Here is a 25,195-nt window from a genome sequence, read left to right on the forward strand (position 1 = left end):
CTTATCCTTGAGTTATCGCATTTTTTATCCATTCGATGTTATCGCCATTTTGTTCAATCGCGATAACATCGAATCGAAAATCTGTTGAATGGGCTGATAGCCCTTGTTTAAGTAACCAAACATTTGCAGTTTTAATAAGCTTAAGTATTTTGCTTGAGGTTACCATTTCGGCTGCATGACCGTAGCTTGTGTGTTTACGGTATTTTACTTCGATAAACACAATCGTGTTTTGGTCACGCATTATAAGATCAATCTCGCCACATTTGGCTGAGAAATTTTGTTCTATCAGGGAGAAACCTTGGCGAACAAGGTATTTGTTCGCCAGTTCTTCGTAGTGGTTACCAATTTTACGACGGCTAAATAGCGCCATGCTCAGACCAACTAATTTGGCGCTGCACTACACAGTTATCGTCAATGGTGAGTATGCCGGTTTTTCCATGAATACTATGACCATCGACGGCTTTCATTTGTGGAAGCGCCTCCATTAAGTAATACGCATCCATACCAAGTGCTTGAAGGCGTTTTTCTGTATTGGAGTTATTTGGCCAAAGTGATTGTAACTGTTCTTTTAGGCTGGTGTTCTCTTCAATCAATAGTGGAATATCGCTGTAGATAACACCGGTTAGATCTTCATATTGTTTATCACCACTGTGACTACGCGAGTTTGAGAATAGCTCTGGTTGTTTGGCGTCAGGGTTTACAGCAACCTCAATAAACGGCTTGATCAGCGTTAGCTCTGAATTCTTAGCAACGATGTAAACTGAATCAATATCTCGACGGCTACGAGGCTCAGTCTCAATATCAAGTTTCAGTAATGCATCCATTTGAGCGATGCGCTGCTGGCTTTCTTGTAAACCAAAGACTTGATTGACATTACGCTGCAGTTGACGCTTATCAGTAAAGAAGCTCGTCGCGACTTTATTACTACTGTATTTCTGCCATTCAGCTTCAAATGCGTCCTGCACTCTAATACCTAAGCGACCTTTTGGCGCAATGATCAATGGGTACTTGTAACCTTTGCTGAATAAGTGTTTTGCGGCTTGTGCGACTTCTTGCTCTGGAGATAGTGTGAGGTAACACATGCTGGAGTCAGGGTTAACTGAGCTTGGAATGTTTAATGCCAATGCTGGGATCGGATTCTCGCTGAGCGCTTGAGCTTGTTGAAGCTTTTCTATGTTGCTTTTAACCAGAGGGCCAACAATAAAATCCACCTTGTCGGAAATAATGCGAGCTTTGATCTCTTCAGCACTTTGAGTATTCGTGTCTAAAACAGTGAGAGTCGCATCTTGTTCACGCTCGTCATCGTTCATCATGGCAAAAATAAAACCGTCACGAACTAATTGAGCTTGTTTAGCAAATTTTCCTGTTAACGGTAGTAGTAATGCTGTGCTTGTAGGCTTGCTGATATCTAGGTTTAAAATATCCGTTATCGCCAGCGGTGTGTACGTTGCTGCAGGGTGAGTAGGGTTCTCTGCAAACCAATGCTCTAACGTGTTTTTGAGTTGCGGTAAGTTACTATCAAGCGCTTTCATGTAAATCGCTAATTGCAACCAGCCGTCGAGGGTTTCTTCGTTCTTCGTCGTGACTAGAGAAGTGATTTCATACTGAGAATAAGTATATAGATTTTGCCAGATTCGTTCCGCAATACGTTCTTGAACGTCACTTTGAGCGTAGTCGCTCAATAAAACTAGTTCACGGCTCGCAGCAAAGTAATCGCTAAGCACCTCAAGAATATCAGAGCGCAGGCTGTGGTAATCTTTCCATTGCTCTTGCGGCAGTTGCCACCATGCTTGGAAATTCAGCTGTTTATACGCTTCTTTAGCTTGATTGTTGTTGAACAACAGCTGTGCACGGGATAGCTGCCATTCTGCTTGCTGAACTTCAGACAATGATTGTTTAGCAAGACGCTTTATTAATAAAGAGGCTTGGTCGGTATTACCAGATTGCACAGAAGCTTTAAGTGCCATGATCAGCCAATCATTTTGAAGGCTGCCTTCCGAGCTGTCGGCACGCATCATGTAGCTTTGCGTAGTTTGTGTTGGATCGAGTGTGATATCGACGCTTACAGGTGTTTCAGGCTTAGAAGAACAAGCCGCCAATGTAATTGCTAATGCAATTGGAGTTAATAAGCGTGGTACACTGAGTCTCTTATGGTTCATCATTGCCATGAGTTCTTTATTATTCCGTATAAATTTGTATCTATATTAATCGTTGAAGTGATGGTAAACAAATGACAGACAACAAAACCTTGCTCACAGAGAGCCCAACTCTCTACATTGTGCCAACCCCAATCGGAAATTTGGGAGATATCACTCAAAGAGCCATCGAGGTGTTATCAAATGTTGATGTTATTGCTGCCGAGGATACTCGTCACACGGGCAAACTGCTTGCTCACTTCAATATTTCAACCAGAACGTTTGCTCTACATGATCACAACGAGCAAACCAAAGCGCAAGTATTAGTCGAAAGATTATTAGAAGGCCAGTCTATCGCATTAGTTTCAGATGCGGGAACCCCTTTAATTAGTGACCCAGGGTACCACTTAGTTTCTCAATGTCGTCAAGCTGGCGTTAGAGTTGTGCCATTACCTGGTGCGTGTGCTGTGATCACCGCACTGAGTGCCTCTGGCCTTCCGTCGGATCGTTTCAGCTTTGAGGGTTTTTTACCGCCAAAGAGTAAAGGTCGTAAAGATAAATTCCTAGAAATTGCAAAAGCTGAGCGCACCTGTATTTTCTATGAATCTCCCCACCGCATTTCAGACTCTCTTCAAGATATGCTAGAGATCTTAGGCCCAGACCGAGAAGTGGTATTGGCGAGAGAGTTAACCAAGACTTTCGAAACCATTCAAGGGTTACCGTTAGGTGAGTTGATCGAGTGGATTGAAGAAGATACTAACCGCAAGCGCGGGGAGATGGTGTTGTTGATTCATGGCCACCGTGAAGAAGCGTCATCGGATTTACCTGATGAAGCTACTCGAACGTTAAGTATTTTGACGAAAGAGCTGCCGTTGAAGAAAGCCGCAGCTATGGCTGCTGAGATATACAACCTTAAGAAAAATGCTCTGTATAAATGGGGCTTGGAACACTTAGAGTAAAGCTAACATTGCTTAAGAGTTTTTCTTTGGTTGCTAAGTGAGCATATAGTGTGACTTGACTAGACACTTCTTGGCTTTATCTATACAATCCGCCCTCGGAGTTGAACGGGTAATCGCTGCTTCATTGATGTCCTTAGGGAGACTGATGGAGGGGAGGAACGTCCGGGCTCCATAGAGCAGGGTGCCAGATAACGTCTGGGGGGCGCGAGCCCACGACAAGTGCAGCAGAGAGAAAACCGCCGATGGCTTCATTTCTTCGGAAGAAGCACAGGTAAGGGTGAAAGGGTGCGGTAAGAGCGCACCGTGCGGCTGGCAACAGTCCGTAGCAAGGTAAACTCCACCCGGAGCAAGATCAAATAGGCCCTCACATAGCATTGCTCGTGTTTGGGGGCGGGTAGATTGCTTGAGCCTGTGAGCGATTGCAGGCCTAGACGAATGGTTACCGCCGCGCAAGCGGAACAGAACCCGGCGTATGTGTCAACTCCACCCATTTAAAGAACCCATCATTACTAATAAGTAGTGATGGGTTTTTTGCTTTATATTGACGTTAACAATTTTATATCCATTAAACTGGCGCAAAATCACTAGAAGTTGTACGCAAAGAGTGGAGATAAAGTTCGAAATCAGTACACTAAAACGTTATCGAAATAAAACCATTGCCGTTTAACGGCTTAATTCACTCACCGAGAAGACTATGACAGAAGCATTCAAACATATTTCAGTGTTGCTTAACGAATCCATTGATGGACTCGCGATCAAACCTGATGGCACCTACATTGATGGCACTTTTGGCCGAGGTGGGCATAGTCGTACAATTTTATCTAAGTTGGGTGAAAATGGTCGTCTTTTCAGTATTGACCGTGATCCGCAAGCCATTGCTGAAGCTCAAAAGATTGATGACCCACGTTTTACTATTATCCACGGCCCATTTTCTGGCATGGCGGAATACGCTGAGCGTTATGACTTGGTTGGTCAAGTTGATGGCGTATTGCTTGATCTTGGTGTGTCTTCCCCACAGTTGGATGATGCTGAACGTGGTTTCAGCTTCATGAAAGATGGTCCGTTAGACATGCGTATGGATCCAACATCTGGCATGCCGGTTTCGCAGTGGTTAGCTGAAGCTGATTTGGATGATATTACTTGGGTGATTCGAGAGTTTGGTGAAGACAAACATGCTCGACGTATTGCCAAAGGCATCGTTGCTTACCGTGAAAACGAAGAAAATGAGCCACTCACTCGAACTGGTCAACTTGCTAAGCTCATCTCTGATGTCGCACCGAAAAGCTTCAAAGAGAAAAAGCACCCGGCGACTCGTGCGTTCCAAGCATTTCGTATTTACATCAATAGTGAGTTAGAAGAAATTGATACCGCGTTAAAAGGTGCTGCGAGCATTTTAGCTCCTGAGGGGCGCTTATCTGTGATCAGCTTCCACTCGTTAGAAGATCGCATGGTGAAGCGATTTATTCGTAAAGAAAGCCAAGGCCCTCAAGTCCCTCACGGTATCCCTTTAACTGAAGAACAAATTAAAGCGTTAGGCAGCGCCGATCTTAAACCTGTTGGTAAAGCGATTAAGCCGTCTAAGAATGAAGTAGACGACAACACTCGCTCTCGTAGTTCGGTACTGCGTATCGCTGAGAAACTCTAAAGCGCTTTATGAGCCGAAAGCCTAACCTCGCCAAGATCATTATTGTGGATCTGTTTTCAGTGGGCAAAGTTCCACTGATGCTGCTTATTTGCATTTTTGCAAGTGCGATGGGAGTCGTGCTGACCACTCATATGTCTCGCCAAGCGATCACTCAAAAAGATTCTGCGTTAGTAGAGCGTGAGCAGCTTGATAACGAGTGGCGAAATTTAATGTTGGAAGAAACGGCACTTTCGGAGCACAGTCGAGTTCAATTTATGGCTAAAAAAGAGCTTGAAATGAAGCGGCCTGATTCCGATAAAGAAGTAGTGATCTCATTGAAATGATAGGCAAAAAGGATAAGGTTCGAGCGAAGTCTCGCTCCAGTGAAGATAAGGATACTGGGCCAATTCTGATTCGTTGGCGCTTTCACGTTATTCTGCTTTTTGTTTTTCTCGCCTTTGCCACCTTGGTTGGCCGTGTTGCTTATATTCAAGTCATCGAACCTGATAATTTGATTCGTCAGGGTGACCTACGCTCTGTCCGGGTGAAAGCTCTTCCATCGGCTCGTGGCATCATTTCCGATCGAAATGGTGAGCCTTTAGCGGTGAGTGTTCCCGTTGAAGCTGTTTGGGCAGATCCAAAAACAATCTTCGATAATGAAGGTTTAAGTGACAAAGATCGTTGGTATGCCCTTGCTGACGTCCTAGGGCTTGATCGCCAAAACTTGATTAAGAAGATCTCTGCGAATAAATCTCGTCGTTTCATTTACCTACAACGTCAAGTTAGCCCTGCTATGGCTAAATACATTCGTGAGCTTAAGCTTGCGGGAGTGGGGTTGAAAGCTGAATCTCGCCGTTATTACCCTGCGGGTGAAGTTAGTGCCCACTTAATTGGTGTGACAGGAATTGATGGGCATGGCCTTGAAGGTGTTGAGCGTAGCTATGATAAATGGCTGACTGGCGAGGCGGGGAAACGTACCATTCGAAAAGATCGCTATGGGCGCGTTGTTGAAAACATTTCTCTTGAAGAGCGTGAACAAGGCAAGCCACTCGAGCTAACCATTGATCAGCGTTTACAAGCGATCGCTTACCGAGCAATCAAACAAGCAGTGGCTGATCATCGTGCCACTTCAGGATCCGCAATTCTACTGGATGTGAGAACCGGTGCTGTTCTTGCGATGGTGAATGCCCCTTCTTACAACCCGAATAACCGCTCAGACCTGCAAAGCTTTAAAATGCGTAACCGTGTGATCACCGATGCTTTTGAGCCGGGCTCTACAGTTAAGCCTTTCGTCGTGCTTGCTGCGCTGGAAAACGGGACTGCGACGAAAGATACCGTGATTGATACAGGCAATGGCATTATGCGTATTGGCGGAAGTCGAGTACGTGATACCTCTAAAGTCGGCAAAGCAGACCTTGCCACCATCTTGAAGAAATCAAGTAATATTGGTGTGACCAAACTTGCGTTAGATATGCCCCTTGAAGCGTTATTAGGTATGTATAGCTCAGTGGGCTTAGGGCAAGAATCTGGCTTGAATTTGGTGGGTGAGACTTCCGGTATTTTCCCAAGTCGACGTCGTTGGTCGAAATTTGAAATTGCCACGTTAGCTTTTGGTTACGGTCTATCTATAACACCGATTCAACTGGCGCACGCCTATGCCACCTTAGGTAACTTAGGTGAGTATCAACCTATCCATATTATTGATAGCAACCAACAAGAGCTATCAAGACAAGTTGTAGACAGAGAACACGCTAAACAAGTACTCGAAATGCTTGAAGGTGTAACCCAACCTGGAGGTACCGCAACCAAGGCGGCAGTCCCAGGTTATCGCGTCGCGGCTAAAACGGGTACATCACGAAAAGCGATTTCAGGTGGCTATGGAGACGAGTACTTTGCCTATACTGCAGGAATCGCCCCTGTGAGTGACCCTCGTGTTTCTTTGGTTGTGATGATTAATGAACCGCAGGGCGATCAATATTACGGTGGTTCTGTCGCCGCGCCTGTTTTCTCGGAAATTATGAAAGGCGCGCTTCAGATCATGAATGTTGCGCCTGATGAAAACCAATTTCAGAATTAATGCTTATTAGGAACGTATATGAGCAATAGGATTTCTCTATCAACTCTGCTTTTACCTTGGGGAAGCTTTCAACAGCCGACCTTTGAGAGTATTCAAGTAACTCACTTAGAGCTTGATAGCAGAAAGGTGAATCGAGGTGATGTCTTTGTAGCTGTCATTGGGCATGCCATTGATGGCCGACAGTTCATTTCAAAAGCTATTGAACAGGGCGCTAGTGCGGTTATCGCTCAGTCTTGTGAAGATAAAACGCATGGTTTTGTCGAGTTTAAAGGTGAAGTACCAGTCGTATATATTCGACAGCTCAATACCGAACTTTCCCTATTAGCCAGTCAGCTTTATACGTTTCAAGATATGAAGCTAATAGGTGTTACGGGAACTAATGGCAAAACAACGATTACTCAGCTTATTGTCCAGTGGTTAGATTTAGTTAAGGCTCGCTCTGCCGTGATGGGCACGACTGGCAATGGCTTTTTAGACGAGCTAAAACCCGCAGCTAACACCACAGGAAGTGCGATTGAAATTCAAAGAACATTAAGTGAATTGTCAGCTCAGAAAGCTCACTACACAGCAATGGAAATTTCATCCCATGGTTTGGTTCAAGGCCGAGTCAAAAGCTTAGATTTTGAAGTCGGCGTATTTACTAATTTGAGCCGAGATCACTTGGACTATCACGGTACGATGGAAGAATACGCTCAGGCTAAGTTGACCTTGTTTACTGAGCACCGCTGTAAAGCTTCCGTGATCAATATTGATGATAGTGTCGGGTTAAGCTGGATGCCTAAGATTTCTAATGCAGTTGCGGTTTCCTTAAAAGGTCAACCCAACTTCGACACTTCCCTGTGGGCATCGAATGTTCGCTATGCTGAAACGGGCATTACCATTGATTTCGATGGCTCTTGGGGAGAAGGAGTATTGCATGCGCCACTAATTGGTGAGTTTAATGCGTCTAACGTCATGCTGGCTTTTGCTACGCTCCTGACTCAAGGGATAGACAAAAAGCTATTAATTGAAACGGCATCTTCGTTACAACCTGTTATCGGGCGCATGGAGCTTTTTCAGCAGCCAACTAAAGCGAAAATCGTGGTGGATTATGCACATACGCCAGACGCGTTAGAGAAAGCGTTGTCAGCGCTTCGTGTCCATTGCTCTGGGAAGTTATGGGCGATCTTTGGATGTGGTGGTGACCGAGATAAAGGCAAGCGCCCAATGATGGCCTCGATTGCGGAAAAGTTTGCGGACCGCATTATTTTGTCTGATGACAATCCAAGAAGTGAAGATGCACAATTGATTGTTCAAGATATGTTGGCTGGCCTCAAATTGCCTCAAAAAGCAGAGGTCGAACACGATCGTTTCTTAGCCACAAAATTCGCTTTAGAGAACGCCTCAGCTAACGACATCATTCTGCTAGCCGGGAAAGGGCATGAAGACTATCAAGTGTTGAAAGACGGGGTAGTGCACTATTCTGACCGCGAATCGGCATGCGAATTATTGGGTATTAAATAATGATAGATTTTACACTTGAGCAAGTTTCAAAAATACTCAATGCCCGTTTAGTGGGAAGCGACGTCACGGTTCAATCTGTTTCTACCGATACTCGAACTGTTGAAGCCGGTGCGTTGTTTATTGCACTTGTCGGTGAGCGCTTTGATGCTCATGATTTTTGCGAACAAGCCGTAGAATCGGGTGCAAGCGCGCTACTTGTTGAGCGAGAGCTGGATTTAAGTATTGCACAATTGGTTGTTGAAGACACAAAAGCTGCACTGGGCCTGCTAGGTTCGTGGGTGCACCAACAGTGCCAGATCCCAACGATGGCAATTACAGGCAGCTGTGGCAAAACCACGGTTAAAGAGATGGTGGCAAGCATTTTGATGAGAAAAGGTGAAGTTTTGTTCACCGCAGGTAACTTTAATAATGATATTGGTGCCCCTCTCACTTTGCTACGAAGTATGCCTGAGCATAACTACGCGGTGATTGAACTCGGTGCTAACCATGTGGGGGAAATTGCCTATACCACAGAGTTGGTTCAGCCCCAGGTTGCTTTAGTGAATAATGTAGCAGCGGCTCATCTAGAAGGCTTTGGCTCGATGGATGGCGTAAAGCAGGCTAAAGGCGAGATTTTTCAAGGCTTAAAAGCCGGTGACGTCGCAATCATTAATCTAGACAGCAATGGTGGTGATTTTTGGGATTCTGTATTAAGTGATAAGCGAGTGCTTTCATTTTCCGTGACTGACAGCTCTGCCGATTTCTACGCGAATAACGTGTCAGTGAACACTGCTGGAGAGGCGAGCTTTGAGTTGGTAAGCCCAATGGGTTCTCAAGCCATCCAACTCGGTATTATTGGTAAACACAATGTGGCGAATGCGTTAGCTGCGACCGCTCTTGCCACTCAATTTGGCGCTTCACTAGAAGAGGTGAGGGTTGGTTTATCAAATTTGATGAAAGTAAAAGGCCGAGTTGAAGCATTACAACTTACAGAAACCGTAAAACTGATCGATGACAGCTATAACGCGAGTGTTCCTGCGATGAAAGCTGCGGCAGACTTGCTTTCTGAGTTCGTTGGTCAGCGCTGGTTAATTCTCGGTAACATGGCGGAATTGGGCGATGAAAGTCTTGCACTTCACCGCCAAGTCGGTGAACATGCTGCCCCATTTAAATTTGAACACGTTCTTACCTATGGTGAGGACTGCAAGGTGATCAGCGAAGTGTGCAATGGTATTCACTTCTCTTCTCATCAAGCGATGATTGAACATATAGAGCAGAATTTATCTCTGCATAAGAACGCTACCCATACCTTATTGGTTAAAGGGGCAAATAGTGCAGGCATGAGTAAAATTGCGGCTGCTTTAAAGGAGAACCTTTCATGATTATTTGGCTTGCTGAATTACTACAGCCATATTTTTCTTTCTTTCGTCTTTTCGAATACCTATCGTTTCGAGCGATCTTAAGCATCATCACAGCACTTGGCCTTTCTTTATGGATGGGGCCTAAACTGATTGCACGCTTACAAATGCTGCAAATTGGTCAAGTCGTTCGTAACGACGGTCCAGAATCTCACTTCAGTAAACGTGGCACGCCGACAATGGGCGGTGTAATGATCTTGGCATCAATCGTGATAACTGTTTTGCTATGGGCTGACCTCTCAAACCCTTATGTATGGGCCGTCCTGACGGTCCTTCTGGGTTACGGCGCCGTTGGTTTTGTCGACGACTACCGCAAAGTCGTTCGTAAAAATACAGATGGTTTGATCGCACGTTGGAAGTACTTTTGGCAGTCGACGATCGCTTTTGTTGTTGCATTCGCACTATATGCGCACGGCAAAGATACCGCCGCTACTCAGTTAGTCGTGCCATTTTTCAAAGACATCATGCCGCAGCTTGGCTTGCTTTATATTTTACTGACGTATTTTGTGATCGTAGGTACGAGTAATGCCGTTAACCTAACAGATGGGTTAGATGGACTCGCGATCATGCCAACGGTACTTGTGGCTGCTGGTTTTGCTGTGATCGCTTGGGCAACGGGCAACGTGAATTTTGCCGCCTACCTTCATATTCCATATATCCCGTATACATCAGAATTAGTTGTCGTGTGTACCGCGATGGTTGGAGCAGGGTTAGGTTTCCTATGGTTTAACACATACCCAGCTCAAGTGTTCATGGGTGATGTGGGTTCTCTGGCGTTAGGCGGTGCACTTGGTACTATCGCAGTACTAGTACGACAAGAGTTGGTATTAGTGATTATGGGCGGCGTATTCGTAATGGAAACGTTGTCGGTAATTCTGCAGGTAGGGTCGTATAAATTGAGAGGTCAGCGGATTTTCCGTATGGCTCCAATTCATCACCATTACGAACTAAAAGGCTGGCCTGAGCCACGTGTTATCGTTCGTTTCTGGATTATTTCTATTGTATTGGTACTGGTTGGTTTAGCGACTCTAAAAGTACGCTAATCTCAAATTGTTAAGAGCATTGAGCATCAATGAAACGTTGGCAAAATATTGAAAATGTAGTGGTTGTAGGGCTCGGTATTACCGGGCTCTCAGTCGTTAAACATGTTACCAAAAACCAGCCTCAGTGCGGTGTGAAAGTCATTGATACTCGTGCTGCGCCACCGGGAAAGGAAGCGTTGCCTCCATCTGTGGCGCTACACAGCGGTAGTTGGAACCTTGAATGGCTATTAGCGGCTGATCTGATTGTTGCAAACCCTGGTATTGCGTTAGCGACGCCTGAACTTCAACAAGCGATGGAGCAAGGTATTCCTGTTGTTGGAGATATCGAGCTGTTTGCATGGGCTGTTAATAAGCCTGTCGTAGCGATAACCGGATCCAATGGTAAAAGTACGGTAACGGATCTGACTGGGGTAATGGCTAAAGCCGCTGGTTTGAAGGTTGGGGTAGGAGGCAATATTGGGGTGCCTGCACTTGATTTGCTCGATGCCAATACTGAGCTTTACGTGTTGGAGCTATCAAGTTTTCAGTTGGAAACGACAAATAGTTTAAAACTGGCAGCTGCGGCATTTTTGAATCTGTCTGAAGATCATATGGACCGCTATCAGGGAATGGACGACTATCGTGCTGCAAAGCTGCGTATTTTTGATAATGCGCAAGTGGCGATCGTTAACCGCGCTGATACTGCGAGCTACCCTGAGTGTGATATGACCACGCAAACCTTCGGCCTAGATGCACCTGAATTTGGTGTTGTATGGCATGAAGAGAAAGAGTGGCTAGCGGATCACGGGTGTCCTGTGCTACCAGTAAGTGAGCTCTCATTAGTAGGGAAGCATAATGTCGCTAATGCCTTGGTTGCGATAGCGCTTCTTAAGCAAGCTAATATTGATTACTCGTTAAGTTTGGATGCATTGAAATCTTACAATGGTCTGACGCATCGATGCCAAGTTGTAGCCGATAATCAAGGCGTTAAATGGGTCAATGACTCCAAAGCCACTAATGTTGCCAGTACGCTTGCTGCATTATCCGGTTTGGAATGTGCTGGCACATTGTATTTACTGGTTGGTGGTGATGGCAAAGGGGCTGACTTCAGCGATTTAGCGCCAGCTTTGGCTAAGTTACCTGTCAATCTATGTTGTTTTGGTGCTGATAGTGGCAAATTCATGTCATTACACCAGTCGGCAAAACAATACCAAACCATGACTGATGTGATTCAGGAGATCAATCCACGATTAAAATCAGGAGATATGGTGATGCTGTCTCCTGCTTGTGCTAGCTTTGATCAATTCCCTAATTTTATGGCGAGAGGTGATGCATTCACCGAGCTTGCACAGAAATACGCATAGCGTTGAAAGGCTAACAATTTGCAGCGTGTCCGACAGATAAATCAGAACATTCTTGGGTGGTTAAATAGACCTACGCCTGATGCGTTGTTTGATCGTCAGCTCGTATGGATTGCATTAGGTTTGATGCTGACCGGGTTGGTGATGGTGACTTCGGCGTCATTTCCAATCAGTTCTCGTTTAACTGATCAGCCATTCCACTTCATGTTTAGACACGCCATGTTCTTGGTTTTAGCCATTGGTGTATCGGGAGCTATCCTCCAAATCCCACTTAAGCGTTGGCTACAATACAGCTCCTATTTACTGGCAATCTCGTTTTTCTTGTTAATTGTGGTACTGGCTGTTGGTAAGTCGGTCAATGGTGCTTCTCGATGGATTCCGCTTGGGTTGTTTAACTTACAACCGGCTGAGGTTGCGAAGTTATCGTTGTTTATTTTCATGTCAGGTTACCTGGTTAGAAAACAAAAGGAAGTCCGAGCAACATTTTTCGGTGGCTTCATGAAGCCGATAATGGTGTTTAGTGCGTTAGCCGTGTTACTGCTTGGTCAACCTGATTTAGGGACAGTGGTTGTGATGTTGGTGACATTGTTTGGAATGCTATTTATAGCAGGTGCCAAGCTGTCGCAATTTATAGCGCTGATGGTCGCTGGCATAGCAGCGGTTGTCGGTCTGATTGCCATTGAGCCCTACCGCGTTCGACGTGTGACATCATTTTGGGAACCTTGGAATGACCCGTTTGGTAGTGGATACCAACTTACTCAATCTTTGATGGCCTTTGGACGAGGGGATTGGTTTGGTCAAGGTTTGGGTAACTCTATTCAAAAGCTTGAGTACTTGCCGGAAGCGCATACCGACTTTGTATTTGCTGTACTCGCGGAAGAGTTAGGGTTTATCGGGGTCACATTGGTCTTGATATTGATCTTTAGCCTTGTACTTAAAGCTGTGTTTATTGGTAAGCGTGCGTTTGACCAAGACCAGCAATTTGGCGGTTATTTAGCGTTTGGTATTGGTATTTGGTTCGCATTCCAAACCTTAGTGAACGTCGGGGCTGCTGCGGGTATTGTGCCAACTAAAGGATTAACTCTACCACTTATCAGTTATGGTGGCTCTAGCTTGATTGTCATGGCGACTGCAGTTTCCATATTATTGCGAATTGATCATGAATGTCGGCTTGTTGATTCGACCAGTGAGGAAGAATTAGATTCGATAAATGAACGAGAAACGAATGACAAAAAGTAAAAAATTACTCGTAATGGCTGGTGGTACTGGCGGTCATGTATTTCCAGGCCTTGCCGTTGCGAAAAAACTTCAACAAGAAGGCTGGGAAATTCGCTGGTTAGGAACAGCCGATCGGATGGAAGCAGAGCTAGTTCCAAAGCACGGCATTGAGATCGATTTTATTAAAGTTAAAGGTTTGCGTGGGCAAGGGCTTGCGAAATTAGTGAAAGCACCTTTTCAAATAATTAACGCCATCCTGCAAGCTCGTCGACACCTGAAATCCTGGAAGCCTGATGTTGTGCTAGGGATGGGGGGATATGTAAGCGGCCCTGGCGGCATTGCGGCTTGGATGTCTGGGATTCCTGTTGTTTTACACGAACAAAATGCCGTAGCGGGTTTAACTAACCAGTGGTTATCTAAGATCGCCACCAAAGTGTTTCAGGCTTTCCCTGGCGCTTTTCCTAGCGCGAAAGTAGTTGGAAACCCGGTACGCGAAGATGTTGTGTCGTTACCTGAGCCTATGTCTAGAATGCAAAATCGCAGTGACGATATACGTATTCTAGTGATGGGAGGAAGCCAAGGAGCAAAAATTCTTAATGATACAATGCCGCAAGTATTAGCTAACTTGAGCTCTGGGTTCACAGTGAAGCATCAGGCTGGTAAGAATAACGCAGGTTCTGTTGAACAAGCTTACCGTGAGTCAGGTGTGAACAATGTAGAAGTCAGCGAATTTATTGATGATGTTGCGCAAGCTTATGGATGGGCAGATTTGTTAGTATGTCGTTCTGGCGCACTTACGGTATCTGAAGTGTCTGCTGCAGGAGTGGGGTCGATCTTCATCCCATTCATGCATAAAGACCGTCAACAAGCTTTAAACGCTGACCATTTGGTTGAGTGTGGTGCGGCTCTAATGATTGAACAGCCTGATTTAACTGTAGAAAAATTAACTGCAGCAATATCAGAGTTAAACAGAAAAGAATTACTATTGATGGCTACTAAGGCGCGTCAGGCTGCTAAGCTTGATGCTGATGTAACCGTCGCTAAAGCAATTTCTGCTTTAGTAGAATAACGAGAAAGAACTGATGACGATTGAACACACTCAAAATCTCGCTCAAATTCGAGCAATGGTTCCAGAAATGCGCCGCGTAAAATCTATCCACTTTATTGGTATAGGCGGCGCTGGAATGAGTGGCATTGCCGAAGTGCTGTTAAATGAAGGCTACCAAATTACGGGCTCAGACATTGCTGAAAATCCTGTGACAGCCAGATTGACTGATAAAGGTGCAACGGTATTTATTGGTCATCAAGAAAGTAATGTTGCGAATGCGAGTGTGGTAGTGGTTTCTACTGCGATTAATGAAGAAAACCCAGAAATCGTAGCGGCTCGTCAGCTTCGTATTCCGATCGTTCGTCGTGCTGAAATGCTCGCGGAGTTGATGAGATTCAGGCATGGTATTGCTGTAGCTGGTACTCATGGTAAAACGACGACGACAGCGCTTGTGACACAAATCTATTCAGAGGCTGGGCTTGATCCAACCTTTGTAAATGGTGGACTAGTTAAAAGTGTTGGAACAAATGCGCGTTTGGGTTCTAGTCGTATCTTGATCGCTGAAGCGGATGAAAGTGATGCTTCGTTCCTGCACCTTCAGCCTATGGTCAGTATCGTAACGAATATTGAAGCTGATCATATGGACACGTATGGCGGAGATTTCGAGACGCTAAAACAAACGTTTATCGACTTTCTGCACAATTTACCGTTTTATGGTCAGGCGATCATGTGCGTGGATGATCCTGTTGTACGAGAATTGATCCCGCAGGTGAGTCGTCAGGTAATTACTTATGGCTTCTCCGAAGATGCTGATGTACGTATTGAGAATTATCGTCAGGAAGGTCAACAAGGCAAATTTACAGTCGTCAGAGAAGGTAAAGCGAACCTTGATATCACCCTGAATATTCCTGGTCGTCATAATGCACTTAACGCCTCTGCTGCGATAGCTGTAGCGACAGAAGATGATGTCAGCGATGAAGCTATTTTAAAAGCGATGGCAGGAACGCAAGGTACTGGTCGACGATTTGACCACTTAGGTGAGTTTGAAACGGGCAATGGCGTTGCGATGTTAGTGGATGATTACGGTCACCATCCTACGGAAGTTGATGTAACTATTCAGGCTGCAAGAAGTGGATGGGAAGATAAACGTTTAGTTATGATCTTCCAGCCTCACCGTTACAGCCGAACTCGTGATCTCTATGATGATTTTGCTAACGTTCTTGAGCAAGTTGATGTTCTGATTCTTTTAGATGTCTATTCGGCGGGTGAACAACCTATTGCAGGCGCAGATGGCCGCTCTCTATGCAGAACGATCCGAAGCCGTGGGCGTATTGACCCAATTTTTGTACCTGAAATTGACTCATTACCATCCGTTCTTGCGAATGTGATTCAAGGTGGTGACTTAGTATTAACTCAAGGCGCCGGTGATGTGGGTAAGGTTGCGAAAAGGCTTGAGACTCTTGAGTTAAATATTAATAGAATGCAAAACGTATAAATGAAGCCAGCACAGACTGTGGTTAACTGCGCAGTTCTAGTAATTGACCTAAAATTGTCTGAAAATCACCGTATCAGTGTTTGATAGTTTGTGCTAGCTCAGTATAATCCCAAGGTTAAAGTAAGTGCTTTTACCTCTATTAATTGTGAATAGGGAATAGAATTGCAAACCAACGACAGGGATAGCGGACTTTGGTAGAGAATACTGTCAACGATTACCGTCAATTATCCAGTTACCCATTAATGAAAAGGCACGCAGTAGGCGGAACTTTTTTCTTAGTGGTTTTACTCTTCATTGGGTTTCTTTTCTATAACACTCTGAGTTGGATGTGGGATGACCAAAGGTTACCGCTTTCAAAAATTGTCCTTCAAGGCGAACTGACGTATGTCGGTGCTGAAGATGTGCAGAGAGCTTTTGGTCAACTTGAGCATATCGGCACATTTATGTCTCAAGACATCAATTTATTACAACACAGCTTAGAAGTGTTGCCATGGGTTTCTCAAGTTTCTATTCGAAAACAATGGCCTGATACGGTAAAAGTATTTCTGACAGAACATCAAGTTGCTGCGATTTGGAATGGCAACATGCTTCTAAATGATCAGGGTGAAGTGTTCAATGGGGATATCGGGATTCTCAAAGGGGATAGGGTCAAGCTTTATGGTCCAGAAGGAACCAGCCAAAGCGTAATAGAGCAATGGCGTAAAGTGAGTCCTATGTTTCAGCCTTTAGGCTTAACGGTAACCTCTCTAGTATTAAACGAACGCCGTGCTTGGCAAATGATCTTGGATAATGGCATTCGTTTGGAACTGGGAAAAGAATCTTTAGATGAGCGTGTTGAGCGCTTTATTTCGCTTTATACCGACTTAGGTGACAAAGCGAATCAAGTTAGCTACATCGACCTTCGGTATGATACGGGAGCCGCCGTTGGTTGGTTTCCAGAACAAGAGTTAGAAGAGAATACAGATGACTAAGACCGCAGATGACAACATTATTGTTGGTCTTGATATAGGCACTGCAACCATATCAGCTCTAGTCGGAGAAGTACTGCCAGATGGTCAAATCAATATTATTGGTTCAGGCAGTAGCCCGTCCCGAGGTATGGATAAAGGCGGTGTTAACGATTTAGAATCAGTAGTGAAGTCCGTTCAACGAGCTATTGATCAAGCTGAGTTAATGGCAGAGTGCCAAATCAGCCGCGTATTTATTTCATTGTCCGGTAAGCACATAGCGAGCCGAATAGAAAAAGGCATGGGGACAATCTCAGATGAAGAGGTGTCTCCAGAAGATATGGAGCGTGCAATCCATACTGCTAAGTCGATTAAAATCGGTGAAGAGCAGAAAATTTTGCATGTGATACCACAAGAATTCACCATTGATTATCAAGAAGGGATCAAGAACCCACTTGGTTTATCTGGGGTAAGAATGGAAGTGAGTGTCCATCTGATTTCTTGCCACAATGATATGGCTAAGAACATAATTAAAGCAGTTGAGCGATGTGGATTAACCGTCGATCATCTCGTTTTTTCAGGTCTTGCTTCTAGTAATGCTGTCATTACAGAAGATGAAAGAGAGCTTGGAGTATGTGTTGTTGATATTGGTGCCGGTACAATGGATATATCCATTTGGACTGGTGGAGCCTTACGACACACTGAAGTATTTTCCTATGCAGGAAATGCAGTAACCAGTGATATAGCCTTCGCTTTCGGTACACCAGTGAGTGATGCTGAAGAGATTAAAGTTAAATATGGTTGCGCTCTGAGTGAATTAGTTAGCAAGGACGATACGGTTAATGTCCCAAGTGTCGGTGGGCGTCCATCACGCAGTTTACAAAGACAAACTTTGTCAGAAGTGATCGAACCACGTTACACTGAACTTATGGGGCTCGTTAACCAAACTATCGATACTGTTCAAGTTAAGCTTCGCGAAGACGGCATTAAGCACCATTTAGCTGCTGGTGTGGTCTTGACTGGCGGTGCGGCACAAATTGACGGATTGGTAGAATGCGCGGAACGCGTTTTCCGCAATCAAGTTAGAGTCGGTAAGCCACTAGAAGTTAGTGGTTTAACTGAATACGTAAAAGAGCCGTATCATTCTACGGCAGTTGGATTACTTCATTATGCAAGAGATAGCCAAATGAGTGATGAAGGTGAGTATAGCGAACCAAAGCGCAGCTCATCTATGTCGGGATTGTTTGGTAAGTTGCGTAATTGGATACAAAAAGAGTTTTAACCTGAGTTGCAGGAAAAAACGGAGATAACACATGTTTGAACCGATGATGGAAATGTCTGACGATGCAGTAATCAAAGTCGTTGGAGTTGGTGGTGGCGGCGGTAACGCTGTTGAGCACATGGTACGTGAGTCTATTGAAGGCGTTGAATTCATTAGTGTAAATACTGATGCTCAAGCTCTTCGTAAAACAAGCGTTAGCAGCGTAATTCAAATCGGTGGTGATATCACCAAAGGTTTGGGCGCTGGTGCTAACCCACAAGTTGGCCGTGATGCAGCTCTCGAAGATAAAGAAAGAATTAAAGAAGTTCTAACAGGTGCCGATATGGTATTTATCGCAGCTGGAATGGGCGGTGGTACTGGTACAGGTGCTGCGCCGGTTATTGCAGAAGTTGCGAAAGAACTAGGTGTGCTTACGGTTGCTGTAGTGACTAAGCCATTTAGCTTCGAAGGGAAAAAGCGTTTAGCATTTGCTGAGCAAGGAATTGAAGAGCTATCTAAACATGTAGACTCTTTGATTACTATCCCGAATGAGAAGCTACTTAAAGTATTAGGTCGCGGTGTTACTCTTTTGGAAGCTTTTGCTAGCGCAAATGACGTACTTAAGAATGCAGTTCAGGGTATTGCTGAATTGATCACTCGTCCAGGCATGATTAACGTCGACTTTGCGGATGTTAGAACCGTAATGTCGGAAATGGGTCATGCAATGATGGGTAGTGGCATTTCGAAAGGTGAAGATCGTGCGGAAGAGGCAGCAGAAACGGCAATTTCTAGCCCACTCCTAGAAGATATCGATCTAGCTGGTGCTCGTGGTGTGCTTGTAAACATTACTGCAGGTCTAGACATGCGTTTAGACGAGTTCGAGACAGTAGGTAATACCGTTAAGGCATTTGCTTCTGATAATGCGACAGTAGTTATTGGTACTTCTCTAGACCCTGATATGACGGATGAAATCCGTGTAACTGTTGTTGCAACAGGCATTGGGACAGAGAAAAAACCTGATATTACTTTAGTCGCGGGTGGTAAAGCGAAAGTGGCACCAGTATCTCAACCTCAAGTATCTGCGCAGGCAGCTCCTAAGGTAGAAGAGAAATTGGCACAGCCATTGCAGGAAAAAACTGAGGTTAAACCTCAAGTGAAACCACAGCCAACTTCGTCAGCGGCACCTTCGACTGCTAGCGCGAGCCAAAATACGGCTCCTAAAGCGGAAAAAGAGAGTGGATATCTAGATATTCCAGCATTTTTACGACGTCAGGCTGATTAATAAACAGTCGCTAATTTGACAGTGTTCAAAATTAGCGGTAAAATTTTCGGTCGGTATAATACCGGCCGCGAATTGTAGCACTGACAAGAGGCAAGAAGATGATCAGACAGCGTACTCTGAAAGAAATTGTGAAAACAACTGGTGTGGGTCTCCACTCTGGTCGTAAAGTCACACTTACTCTTCGACCTGCAGCTGCGAATACTGGGATTGTTTATCGTCGCACGGATTTAAATCCACCAGTCGACTTCCCAGCAGACCCTGCATCAGTTCGTGACACTATGCTTTGTACAGCTTTGGTTAATGACGAAGGTGTTCGAATCTCTACAGTAGAGCATTTGAATGCTGCATTAGCTGGAATGGGTATCGACAATATTATTATTGAAGTAGACGCACCAGAAATTCCTATTATGGATGGTAGCGCGAGTCCATTTGTATATTTACTACAACAAGCTGGTGTTGAAACTCTCAACGCACCTAAACGTTACATTCGAATTAAGAAACCAGTACGTTTTGAAGACGATGATAAATGGGCTGAATTTGTACCATTTAACGGTTTCCGTATGGATTTCGAAATTGACTTTAACCACCCAGCAATCGAGTCTGATGAACAACGCATGTTGTTTGACTTTTCATCTCAAGGGTTTGTAAAAGAAATTTCACGAGCTCGTACGTTCGGTTTTATGCGTGATATCGAATACCTACAGTCACAAAACTTGTGTCTAGGTGGTAGCTTTGATTGTGCAATCGTACTAGACGACTACCGAATCTTGAACGAAGAAGGCTTGCGTTTTGAGAATGAATTCGTAACGCATAAAGTTTTAGATGCGATTGGTGATCTATATATGTGTGGTCACGCAATTATTGGTGAGTTCAGAGCATATAAATCAGGCCATGGATTAAATAACCAATTGCTACGCGCTGTGCTAGCGGATGCTGAAGCTTGGGAATGGGCGACCTTCGAAGAAGAAGCAGGTTCTCCAGTAGCGTTTGCTGAGCCGAACATGGTTCTAGCGTAAATCAAAATTTCATTAATGAAGCTAGGCAATTGCCTAGCTTTTTTTATGTCTCAGATTCTTTCAAATGTGGATGTTTAGTTGCCTCTTTATGAGCTTGAGAGTACGCAGCTATTTGCCGCAGGGGTAAGATAATGCTGATAGTTGAAATATAAGTTTGTACAAATGGTTTGGTTGGTTGTTTATTCCATCATCAATCACGAATAAAAGTTCAAAGCACATCAAACAAATGGCTCATAAGATGGTTGTCTTAGTGAAAATTACTTACACTAGATGGCAATATTTTCACTCAAGCCTTGAAAACTCTACTTTCCAATACAATATCTGAGTAATATGAATTATCTCAGTATCCTTAGTTAATAACTGGTAGAGACTGAAGGCATTAAAACTAGATCGCAGACGATCTGATTAAAGAAGAGATTCCAAGCACATGATTACTAAGCTGCTGACAAAGGTAATTGGCAGTCGCAATGACAGAACACTGCGCCGCCTTAGAAAAATTGTAAAAGAAATTAATAACTACGAGCCCACGTTTGAAGCGTTTTCTGATGAAGAATTAAAAGCTAAGACTGTTGAATTTCGTGAGCGCTTAGAAAAAGGTGAAACTCTAGATAACCTATTGCCAGAAGCTTTTGCGACAGTTCGTGAAGCATCAAAGCGTGTGTATGGTATGCGTCACTTTGATGTTCAGATGATTGGCGGCATGGTACTGAACGCGGGTCAAATCGCAGAAATGCGCACAGGTGAGGGTAAAACTCTTACCGCAACTTTACCTGCATACTTAAATGCACTTAAAGGTGCCGTTCATGTTGTAACAGTGAACGACTACTTAGCTAAGCGTGATGCAGAAACTAACCGTGTACTATTTGAATTCCTAGGTATGACTGTCGGCATTAATGTGCCAAACATGCCACCTCAAGAAAAGAAAGAAGCCTATTTAGCGGATATTCTATACGGCACAAATAACGAATTTGGTTTTGACTATCTGCGCGATAATATGGCTTTCCGTTCGGAAGACCGTGTACAGCGTGAGCGTTACTTTGCAATCGTCGATGAAGTGGATTCGATCCTAATCGATGAGGCACGTACCCCGTTAATTATCTCAGGCCCTGCCGAAGATAGCTCGGAGCTTTATACTCGAATTAATACTCTTATCCCTCATCTAGAGCTTCAAGAGAAAGAAGATTCTGAAGAGTACCGTGGTGATGGTCACTACACTATGGATGAGAAGTCTAAACAAGTTCACCTAACAGAAACAGGTCAAGAGTTTGTTGAAGAGTTAATGGTGAAAAATGGTTTGATGGAAGAGGGCGATACTCTTTACTCTCCAACCAACATCAGCCTATTACACCACGTCAATGCAGCGTTACGTGCGCATGTTCTGTTTGAAAAAGACGTTGACTACATTGTTACCGAAGAAGGTGAAGTAGTCATCGTTGATGAACATACTGGCCGTACCATGCCTGGTCGCCGCTGGTCTGAAGGTCTTCACCAAGCGGTAGAGGCGAAAGAAGGCGTTAAGATCCAAAATGAAAACCAGACTCTAGCGTCAATCACTTTCCAGAACTTCTTCCGTTTATATGAAAAGCTGTCTGGTATGACAGGTACGGCGGATACAGAAGCATTTGAATTCCAATCGATCTATGGACTTGAAACGGTCGTTATTCCAACTAACCGACCAATGGTTCGTAACGATATGCCTGATGTGGTATATCGAACTGAAGCTGATAAATTCAACGCAATTATTGAAGACATTAAAGAACGTGTGGCAAACGGTCAGCCTAGCTTGGTTGGTACCGTTTCGATTGAAAAATCAGAGTTGCTTTCAAATGCATTGAAGAAAGCGAAGATTAAGCACAACGTACTAAATGCTAAGTTCCACGAAATGGAAGCTGAGATCGTAGCGCAAGCAGGTACGCCAGGTGCAGTAACGATCGCAACTAACATGGCTGGTCGTGGTACGGATATCGTACTTGGTGGTAGCTGGCAGTCTCAAGTTGATAAACTAGATAACCCAACTCAAGAGCAGATTGATAAGATCAAGGCTGATTGGAAAGTGGTACATGATCAAGTGCTTGAGTCTGGTGGTTTGCATATCATCGGTACTGAGCGTCATGAATCTCGTCGTATCGATAACCAACTTCGTGGTCGTTCTGGTCGTCAAGGTGATGCAGGTTCTTCTCGTTTCTACCTTTCGATGGAAGATTCACTACTACGCATCTTCACGTCTGATCGTATGGCTGGTCTTATTCAAAGTGGAATGGATGAAGGTGAGGCAATTGAGAGCCGAATGCTTTCACGTTCTATTGAAAAAGCTCAGCGTAAAGTTGAAGGTCGTAACTTCGATATACGTAAGCAGCTTCTAGAGTACGATGATGTTGCTAATGATCAGCGTAAAGTGGTTTACGAGCTACGTGATGAGCTGATGGGCGCTGATGACATCAGTGACATGATTGAGCAAAACCGTGCTGATGTATTTACTTCAGTTCTAGATGAATACATCCCGCCACAATCTTTAGAAGACATGTGGGATATTGAAGGCTTACAAGAGCGTCTTAAGAACGATTTTGATCTTGAGCTTCCAATCCAAACATGGCTAGACGAAGACGACAAGCTTTACGAAGAAGCGCTTCGAGAGAAAATCTTAGTGACTGCTGTTGAAGTGTATAAGCAGAAAGAAGAAGTCGTAGGCGAACAAGTACTACGTAACTTTGAAAAATCTGTAATGCTTCAGACGTTAGATACGCTTTGGAAAGAGCATTTGGCCGCAATGGATCATTTGCGTCAAGGTATCCACTTACGTGGCTATGCGCAGAAAAACCCGAAACAAGAATACAAGCGCGAGTCGTTTGAATTGTTTGAAGGTTTGCTTGATGCACTGAAGTCTGATGTGATTACCATTCTTTCTAAAGTTAGAGTTCAACAGCAAGAAGAAGTTGAGAAGATGGAAGCACAGCGTCAAGCGCAAGCTGAAGAAGCGGCTCGACGTGCTCAAGCTCAACATGCTAATGCTGAAAACCAGTTAGGTAATGATGAGTCACAAGAAGATGGTGCTCATCAGCCAATGGTTCGTGAAGAGCGCAAAGTTGGACGTAACGAACCATGCCCTTGTGGTAGTGGTAAGAAGTACAAGCAGTGTCATGGCAAAATTGCCTAATTAAGCTGATAAACAATCCAATTAAAGAGTCGCATTAGCGGCTCTTTTTTTAAGTATAGATAGGCTCATTAGTAAGCTGAGCAGAAGGGATAGACATGAAGCGCATTCATATTGTAGCTGGCATCATTTTTAATTCGGATAAGTCACAAGTATTTATTACCAAAAGGCCGGATCATCTTCATAAAGGTGGTTTTTGGGAGTTTCCAGGCGGAAAGGTTGAACTTGGCGAAACAGTAGAACAGGCGATGATTCGAGAGCTCGATGAAGAAATCGGTATTTCGGTGACTGAGCAGAACGTATTTGAGAACCTAAAGCATGACTACCCGGATAAATCTTTAGAGTTTGATTTTATGTTAGTAACAGCTTTTGGATCTGAACCTTACGGTAAAGAGGGGCAAGATGGACTTTGGGTTCCTGTGAGTGATTTAGTGGATTACACATTCCCTGAAGCGAACCGTCCGATTGTTGAGCGTGTGATAAAAGAGTTTGCTTAACCTCTAGCCAGAGTTTGAGATTGTTGATAGTTTATTAGCAATATGTAGTTGATAAAGCGCACTGGACCACCTTGGTACTAGTCGTTAACAGTAACGGATGGAGAATAACGCAGTGGTTAGAGTTGCGATTGCAGGAGCAGCCGGTCGTATGGGCCGAAACTTGGTCAAAGCCGCACACCAAAATACTCAAGCAAGAGTTGGTACAGGCTCTGAACGCCCTGAATCCTCTTTGGTTGGAGTTGATATTGGCGAGCTATGTGGAGAGGGCCAACTAAACGTTGTTTTAGTGGATGACTTGGAAAAAGCGATTGATGATTTTGATGTTATCGTCGACTTTACAGCGCCTGTAAGTACGTTAGCAAATATCGAGTTGTGTAAAAAGTACAACAAGAAGTTGGTCATCGGCACCACGGGCTTTTCTGAAGAAGAAAAAGAAGTGATCAATCAAGCGTCGCTAGAGATGCCAATTATCATGGCTCCTAACTACAGCGTAGGGGTAAACCTTGTATTTAAGCTGCTAGAAAAGGCCGCTAAAGTGATGGGCGATTACTGCGATGTGGAAATCGTTGAAGCGCACCACCGCCATAAAGTCGACGCACCATCAGGTACTGCGATTGGTATGGGCGAAGCGATTGCGGGAGCGATGGGTAATGAGCTAAATGACGTTGCAGTTTGGGCTCGTGAAGGTATTACCGGTGAGCGCACTAAAGATGAGATCGGTTTTGCGACAATTCGTGCTGGCGATATAATCGGTGAACATACCGCGATGTTTGCTGATATTGGTGAGCGAGTCGAAATAACCCATAAAGCAACTGACCGAATGACTTTTGCTAACGGTGCTATTAAGGCTGCAGTGTGGTTAAACGATAAGCCTGCAGGATTTTATACCATGACAGATGTCCTTGGTTTGAATGACCTTTAAATAGATATTTATGCGCTGGCAATTGCCGGCGCTTTCTTTATTTCCTGTTTTTTTCCATGTAATCTTGTTTCTCTATCCTTTCTTTTATTTACCCTTTAACACCATTCTCACGCTACTTTTCTTGTGGTTTTGTTGGCTTGGCTTTGTTTTTGCTTTAGAGCTCTAAACTTTTATGTTTTCTGTTTGTTTTTATCGATTGCGTTTTGTTGATGATGTTTTTGGTACTCAGTGGGGTAGTAAAGTGAGGGGGTAAAATTAGAAAATCGTAATATCTAGTTTT

The 25,195-nt window shown here is 44.3% G+C and carries 20 protein-coding genes and 1 other RNA gene; 19 read left to right on the plus strand and 2 right to left on the minus strand.

Translation table 11 applies throughout. The features are described from left to right. Nucleotide 1: 1 nt before the first annotated feature. Nucleotides 2-370, minus strand: a complete 369-nt coding sequence (locus tag ACHUFI_RS10470) for a YraN family protein (RefSeq protein ID WP_394248869.1) — start codon at nucleotides 368-370, stop codon at nucleotides 2-4. Further along, nucleotides 357-2,168, minus strand: coding sequence for a penicillin-binding protein activator (locus ACHUFI_RS10475; protein WP_394248871.1), 1,812 nt, complete (start codon nucleotides 2,166-2,168; stop codon nucleotides 357-359). The genes ACHUFI_RS10470 and ACHUFI_RS10475 overlap by 14 nt, the downstream gene beginning before the upstream one ends. Nucleotides 2,169-2,230: 62 nt before the next feature. Between ACHUFI_RS10475 and rsmI the strand changes: the two genes are divergently transcribed. The 19 genes from rsmI to dapB all read left to right on the plus strand — a co-directional run bounded on the left by rsmI (nucleotide 2,231) and on the right by dapB (nucleotide 24,915). Then, nucleotides 2,231-3,094: a 16S rRNA (cytidine(1402)-2'-O)-methyltransferase gene (rsmI, locus tag ACHUFI_RS10480; protein WP_394248873.1), complete on the plus strand. Its 864-nt coding sequence runs from the start codon at nucleotides 2,231-2,233 to the stop codon at nucleotides 3,092-3,094. 97 nt (nucleotides 3,095-3,191) lie between these two features. After that, an RNA gene (gene rnpB / locus ACHUFI_RS10485) (RNase P RNA component class A) lies at nucleotides 3,192-3,583 on the plus strand. 205 nt (nucleotides 3,584-3,788) lie between these two features. After that, nucleotides 3,789-4,739, plus strand: a complete 951-nt coding sequence (gene rsmH, locus ACHUFI_RS10490; RefSeq protein WP_137358359.1) for a 16S rRNA (cytosine(1402)-N(4))-methyltransferase RsmH — start codon at nucleotides 3,789-3,791, stop codon at nucleotides 4,737-4,739. A gap of 8 nt (nucleotides 4,740-4,747) precedes the next feature. Beyond that, a complete protein-coding gene (ftsL, locus tag ACHUFI_RS10495; protein WP_394248875.1) occupies nucleotides 4,748-5,062 on the plus strand; it encodes a cell division protein FtsL in 315 nt (104 codons plus the stop codon). Beyond that, nucleotides 5,059-6,795 (plus strand): penicillin-binding transpeptidase domain-containing protein, encoded by a 1,737-nt coding sequence (locus ACHUFI_RS10500; protein ID WP_394248877.1) that lies wholly within the window; start codon nucleotides 5,059-5,061, stop codon nucleotides 6,793-6,795. Before ftsL ends, ACHUFI_RS10500 begins: the two co-directional genes overlap by 4 nt. An 18-nt stretch (nucleotides 6,796-6,813) precedes the next feature. Next, nucleotides 6,814-8,298 (plus strand): UDP-N-acetylmuramoyl-L-alanyl-D-glutamate--2,6-diaminopimelate ligase, encoded by a 1,485-nt coding sequence (gene murE / locus ACHUFI_RS10505; protein WP_394248879.1) that lies wholly within the window; start codon nucleotides 6,814-6,816, stop codon nucleotides 8,296-8,298. Continuing rightward, the gene (murF, locus tag ACHUFI_RS10510) at nucleotides 8,298-9,659 is read left to right on the plus strand and encodes a UDP-N-acetylmuramoyl-tripeptide--D-alanyl-D-alanine ligase (RefSeq protein WP_394248881.1); all 1,362 of its coding nucleotides are present in this window, start codon (nucleotides 8,298-8,300) and stop codon (nucleotides 9,657-9,659) included. Before murE ends, murF begins: the two co-directional genes overlap by 1 nt. Beyond that, nucleotides 9,656-10,738 (plus strand): phospho-N-acetylmuramoyl-pentapeptide-transferase, encoded by a 1,083-nt coding sequence (mraY, locus tag ACHUFI_RS10515; protein ID WP_394248883.1) that lies wholly within the window; start codon nucleotides 9,656-9,658, stop codon nucleotides 10,736-10,738. The genes murF and mraY overlap by 4 nt, the downstream gene beginning before the upstream one ends. Nucleotides 10,739-10,767: 29 nt before the next feature. Continuing rightward, nucleotides 10,768-12,081, plus strand: coding sequence for a UDP-N-acetylmuramoyl-L-alanine--D-glutamate ligase (gene murD / locus ACHUFI_RS10520; RefSeq protein WP_394248885.1), 1,314 nt, complete (start codon nucleotides 10,768-10,770; stop codon nucleotides 12,079-12,081). Nucleotides 12,082-12,099: 18 nt separating this feature from the next. Beyond that, entirely contained in the window at nucleotides 12,100-13,317 is a 1,218-nt protein-coding gene (gene ftsW / locus ACHUFI_RS10525; protein ID WP_394248887.1) for a cell division protein FtsW, read from the plus strand. Beyond that, nucleotides 13,304-14,365, plus strand: a complete 1,062-nt coding sequence (gene murG, locus ACHUFI_RS10530; RefSeq protein ID WP_394248889.1) for an undecaprenyldiphospho-muramoylpentapeptide beta-N-acetylglucosaminyltransferase — start codon at nucleotides 13,304-13,306, stop codon at nucleotides 14,363-14,365. Before ftsW ends, murG begins: the two co-directional genes overlap by 14 nt. 13 nt (nucleotides 14,366-14,378) lie before the next feature. Next, nucleotides 14,379-15,839, plus strand: a complete 1,461-nt coding sequence (murC, locus tag ACHUFI_RS10535) for a UDP-N-acetylmuramate--L-alanine ligase (protein ID WP_394248891.1) — start codon at nucleotides 14,379-14,381, stop codon at nucleotides 15,837-15,839. 242 nt (nucleotides 15,840-16,081) lie between these two features. Beyond that, entirely contained in the window at nucleotides 16,082-16,810 is a 729-nt protein-coding gene (locus ACHUFI_RS10540; protein ID WP_394249066.1) for a cell division protein FtsQ/DivIB, read from the plus strand. Then, nucleotides 16,803-18,068: a cell division protein FtsA gene (gene ftsA, locus ACHUFI_RS10545; protein ID WP_394248893.1), complete on the plus strand. Its 1,266-nt coding sequence runs from the start codon at nucleotides 16,803-16,805 to the stop codon at nucleotides 18,066-18,068. Before ACHUFI_RS10540 ends, ftsA begins: the two co-directional genes overlap by 8 nt. 31 nt (nucleotides 18,069-18,099) lie before the next feature. After that, on the plus strand, nucleotides 18,100-19,329 hold the full coding sequence (gene ftsZ / locus ACHUFI_RS10550) for a cell division protein FtsZ (RefSeq protein WP_394248895.1): 1,230 nt from the start codon (nucleotides 18,100-18,102) through the stop codon (nucleotides 19,327-19,329). A 98-nt stretch (nucleotides 19,330-19,427) separates the two neighbouring features. Continuing rightward, nucleotides 19,428-20,345 (plus strand): UDP-3-O-acyl-N-acetylglucosamine deacetylase, encoded by a 918-nt coding sequence (gene lpxC / locus ACHUFI_RS10555; RefSeq protein ID WP_394248897.1) that lies wholly within the window; start codon nucleotides 19,428-19,430, stop codon nucleotides 20,343-20,345. Nucleotides 20,346-20,772: 427 nt separating this feature from the next. Next, the gene (secA, locus tag ACHUFI_RS10560) at nucleotides 20,773-23,499 is read left to right on the plus strand and encodes a preprotein translocase subunit SecA (protein ID WP_394248899.1); all 2,727 of its coding nucleotides are present in this window, start codon (nucleotides 20,773-20,775) and stop codon (nucleotides 23,497-23,499) included. 95 nt (nucleotides 23,500-23,594) lie between these two features. Then, nucleotides 23,595-23,993, plus strand: coding sequence for an 8-oxo-dGTP diphosphatase MutT (mutT, locus tag ACHUFI_RS10565; protein WP_394248901.1), 399 nt, complete (start codon nucleotides 23,595-23,597; stop codon nucleotides 23,991-23,993). 97 nt (nucleotides 23,994-24,090) lie between these two features. Further along, nucleotides 24,091-24,915, plus strand: coding sequence for a 4-hydroxy-tetrahydrodipicolinate reductase (gene dapB, locus ACHUFI_RS10570; protein ID WP_394248903.1), 825 nt, complete (start codon nucleotides 24,091-24,093; stop codon nucleotides 24,913-24,915). The last annotated feature ends 280 nt before the right edge of the window (nucleotides 24,916-25,195 follow it).

This window comes from Vibrio profundi, from assembly GCF_043642225.1.
Taxonomy (GTDB): Bacteria; Pseudomonadota; Gammaproteobacteria; order Enterobacterales; family Vibrionaceae; genus Vibrio; species Vibrio profundi_A.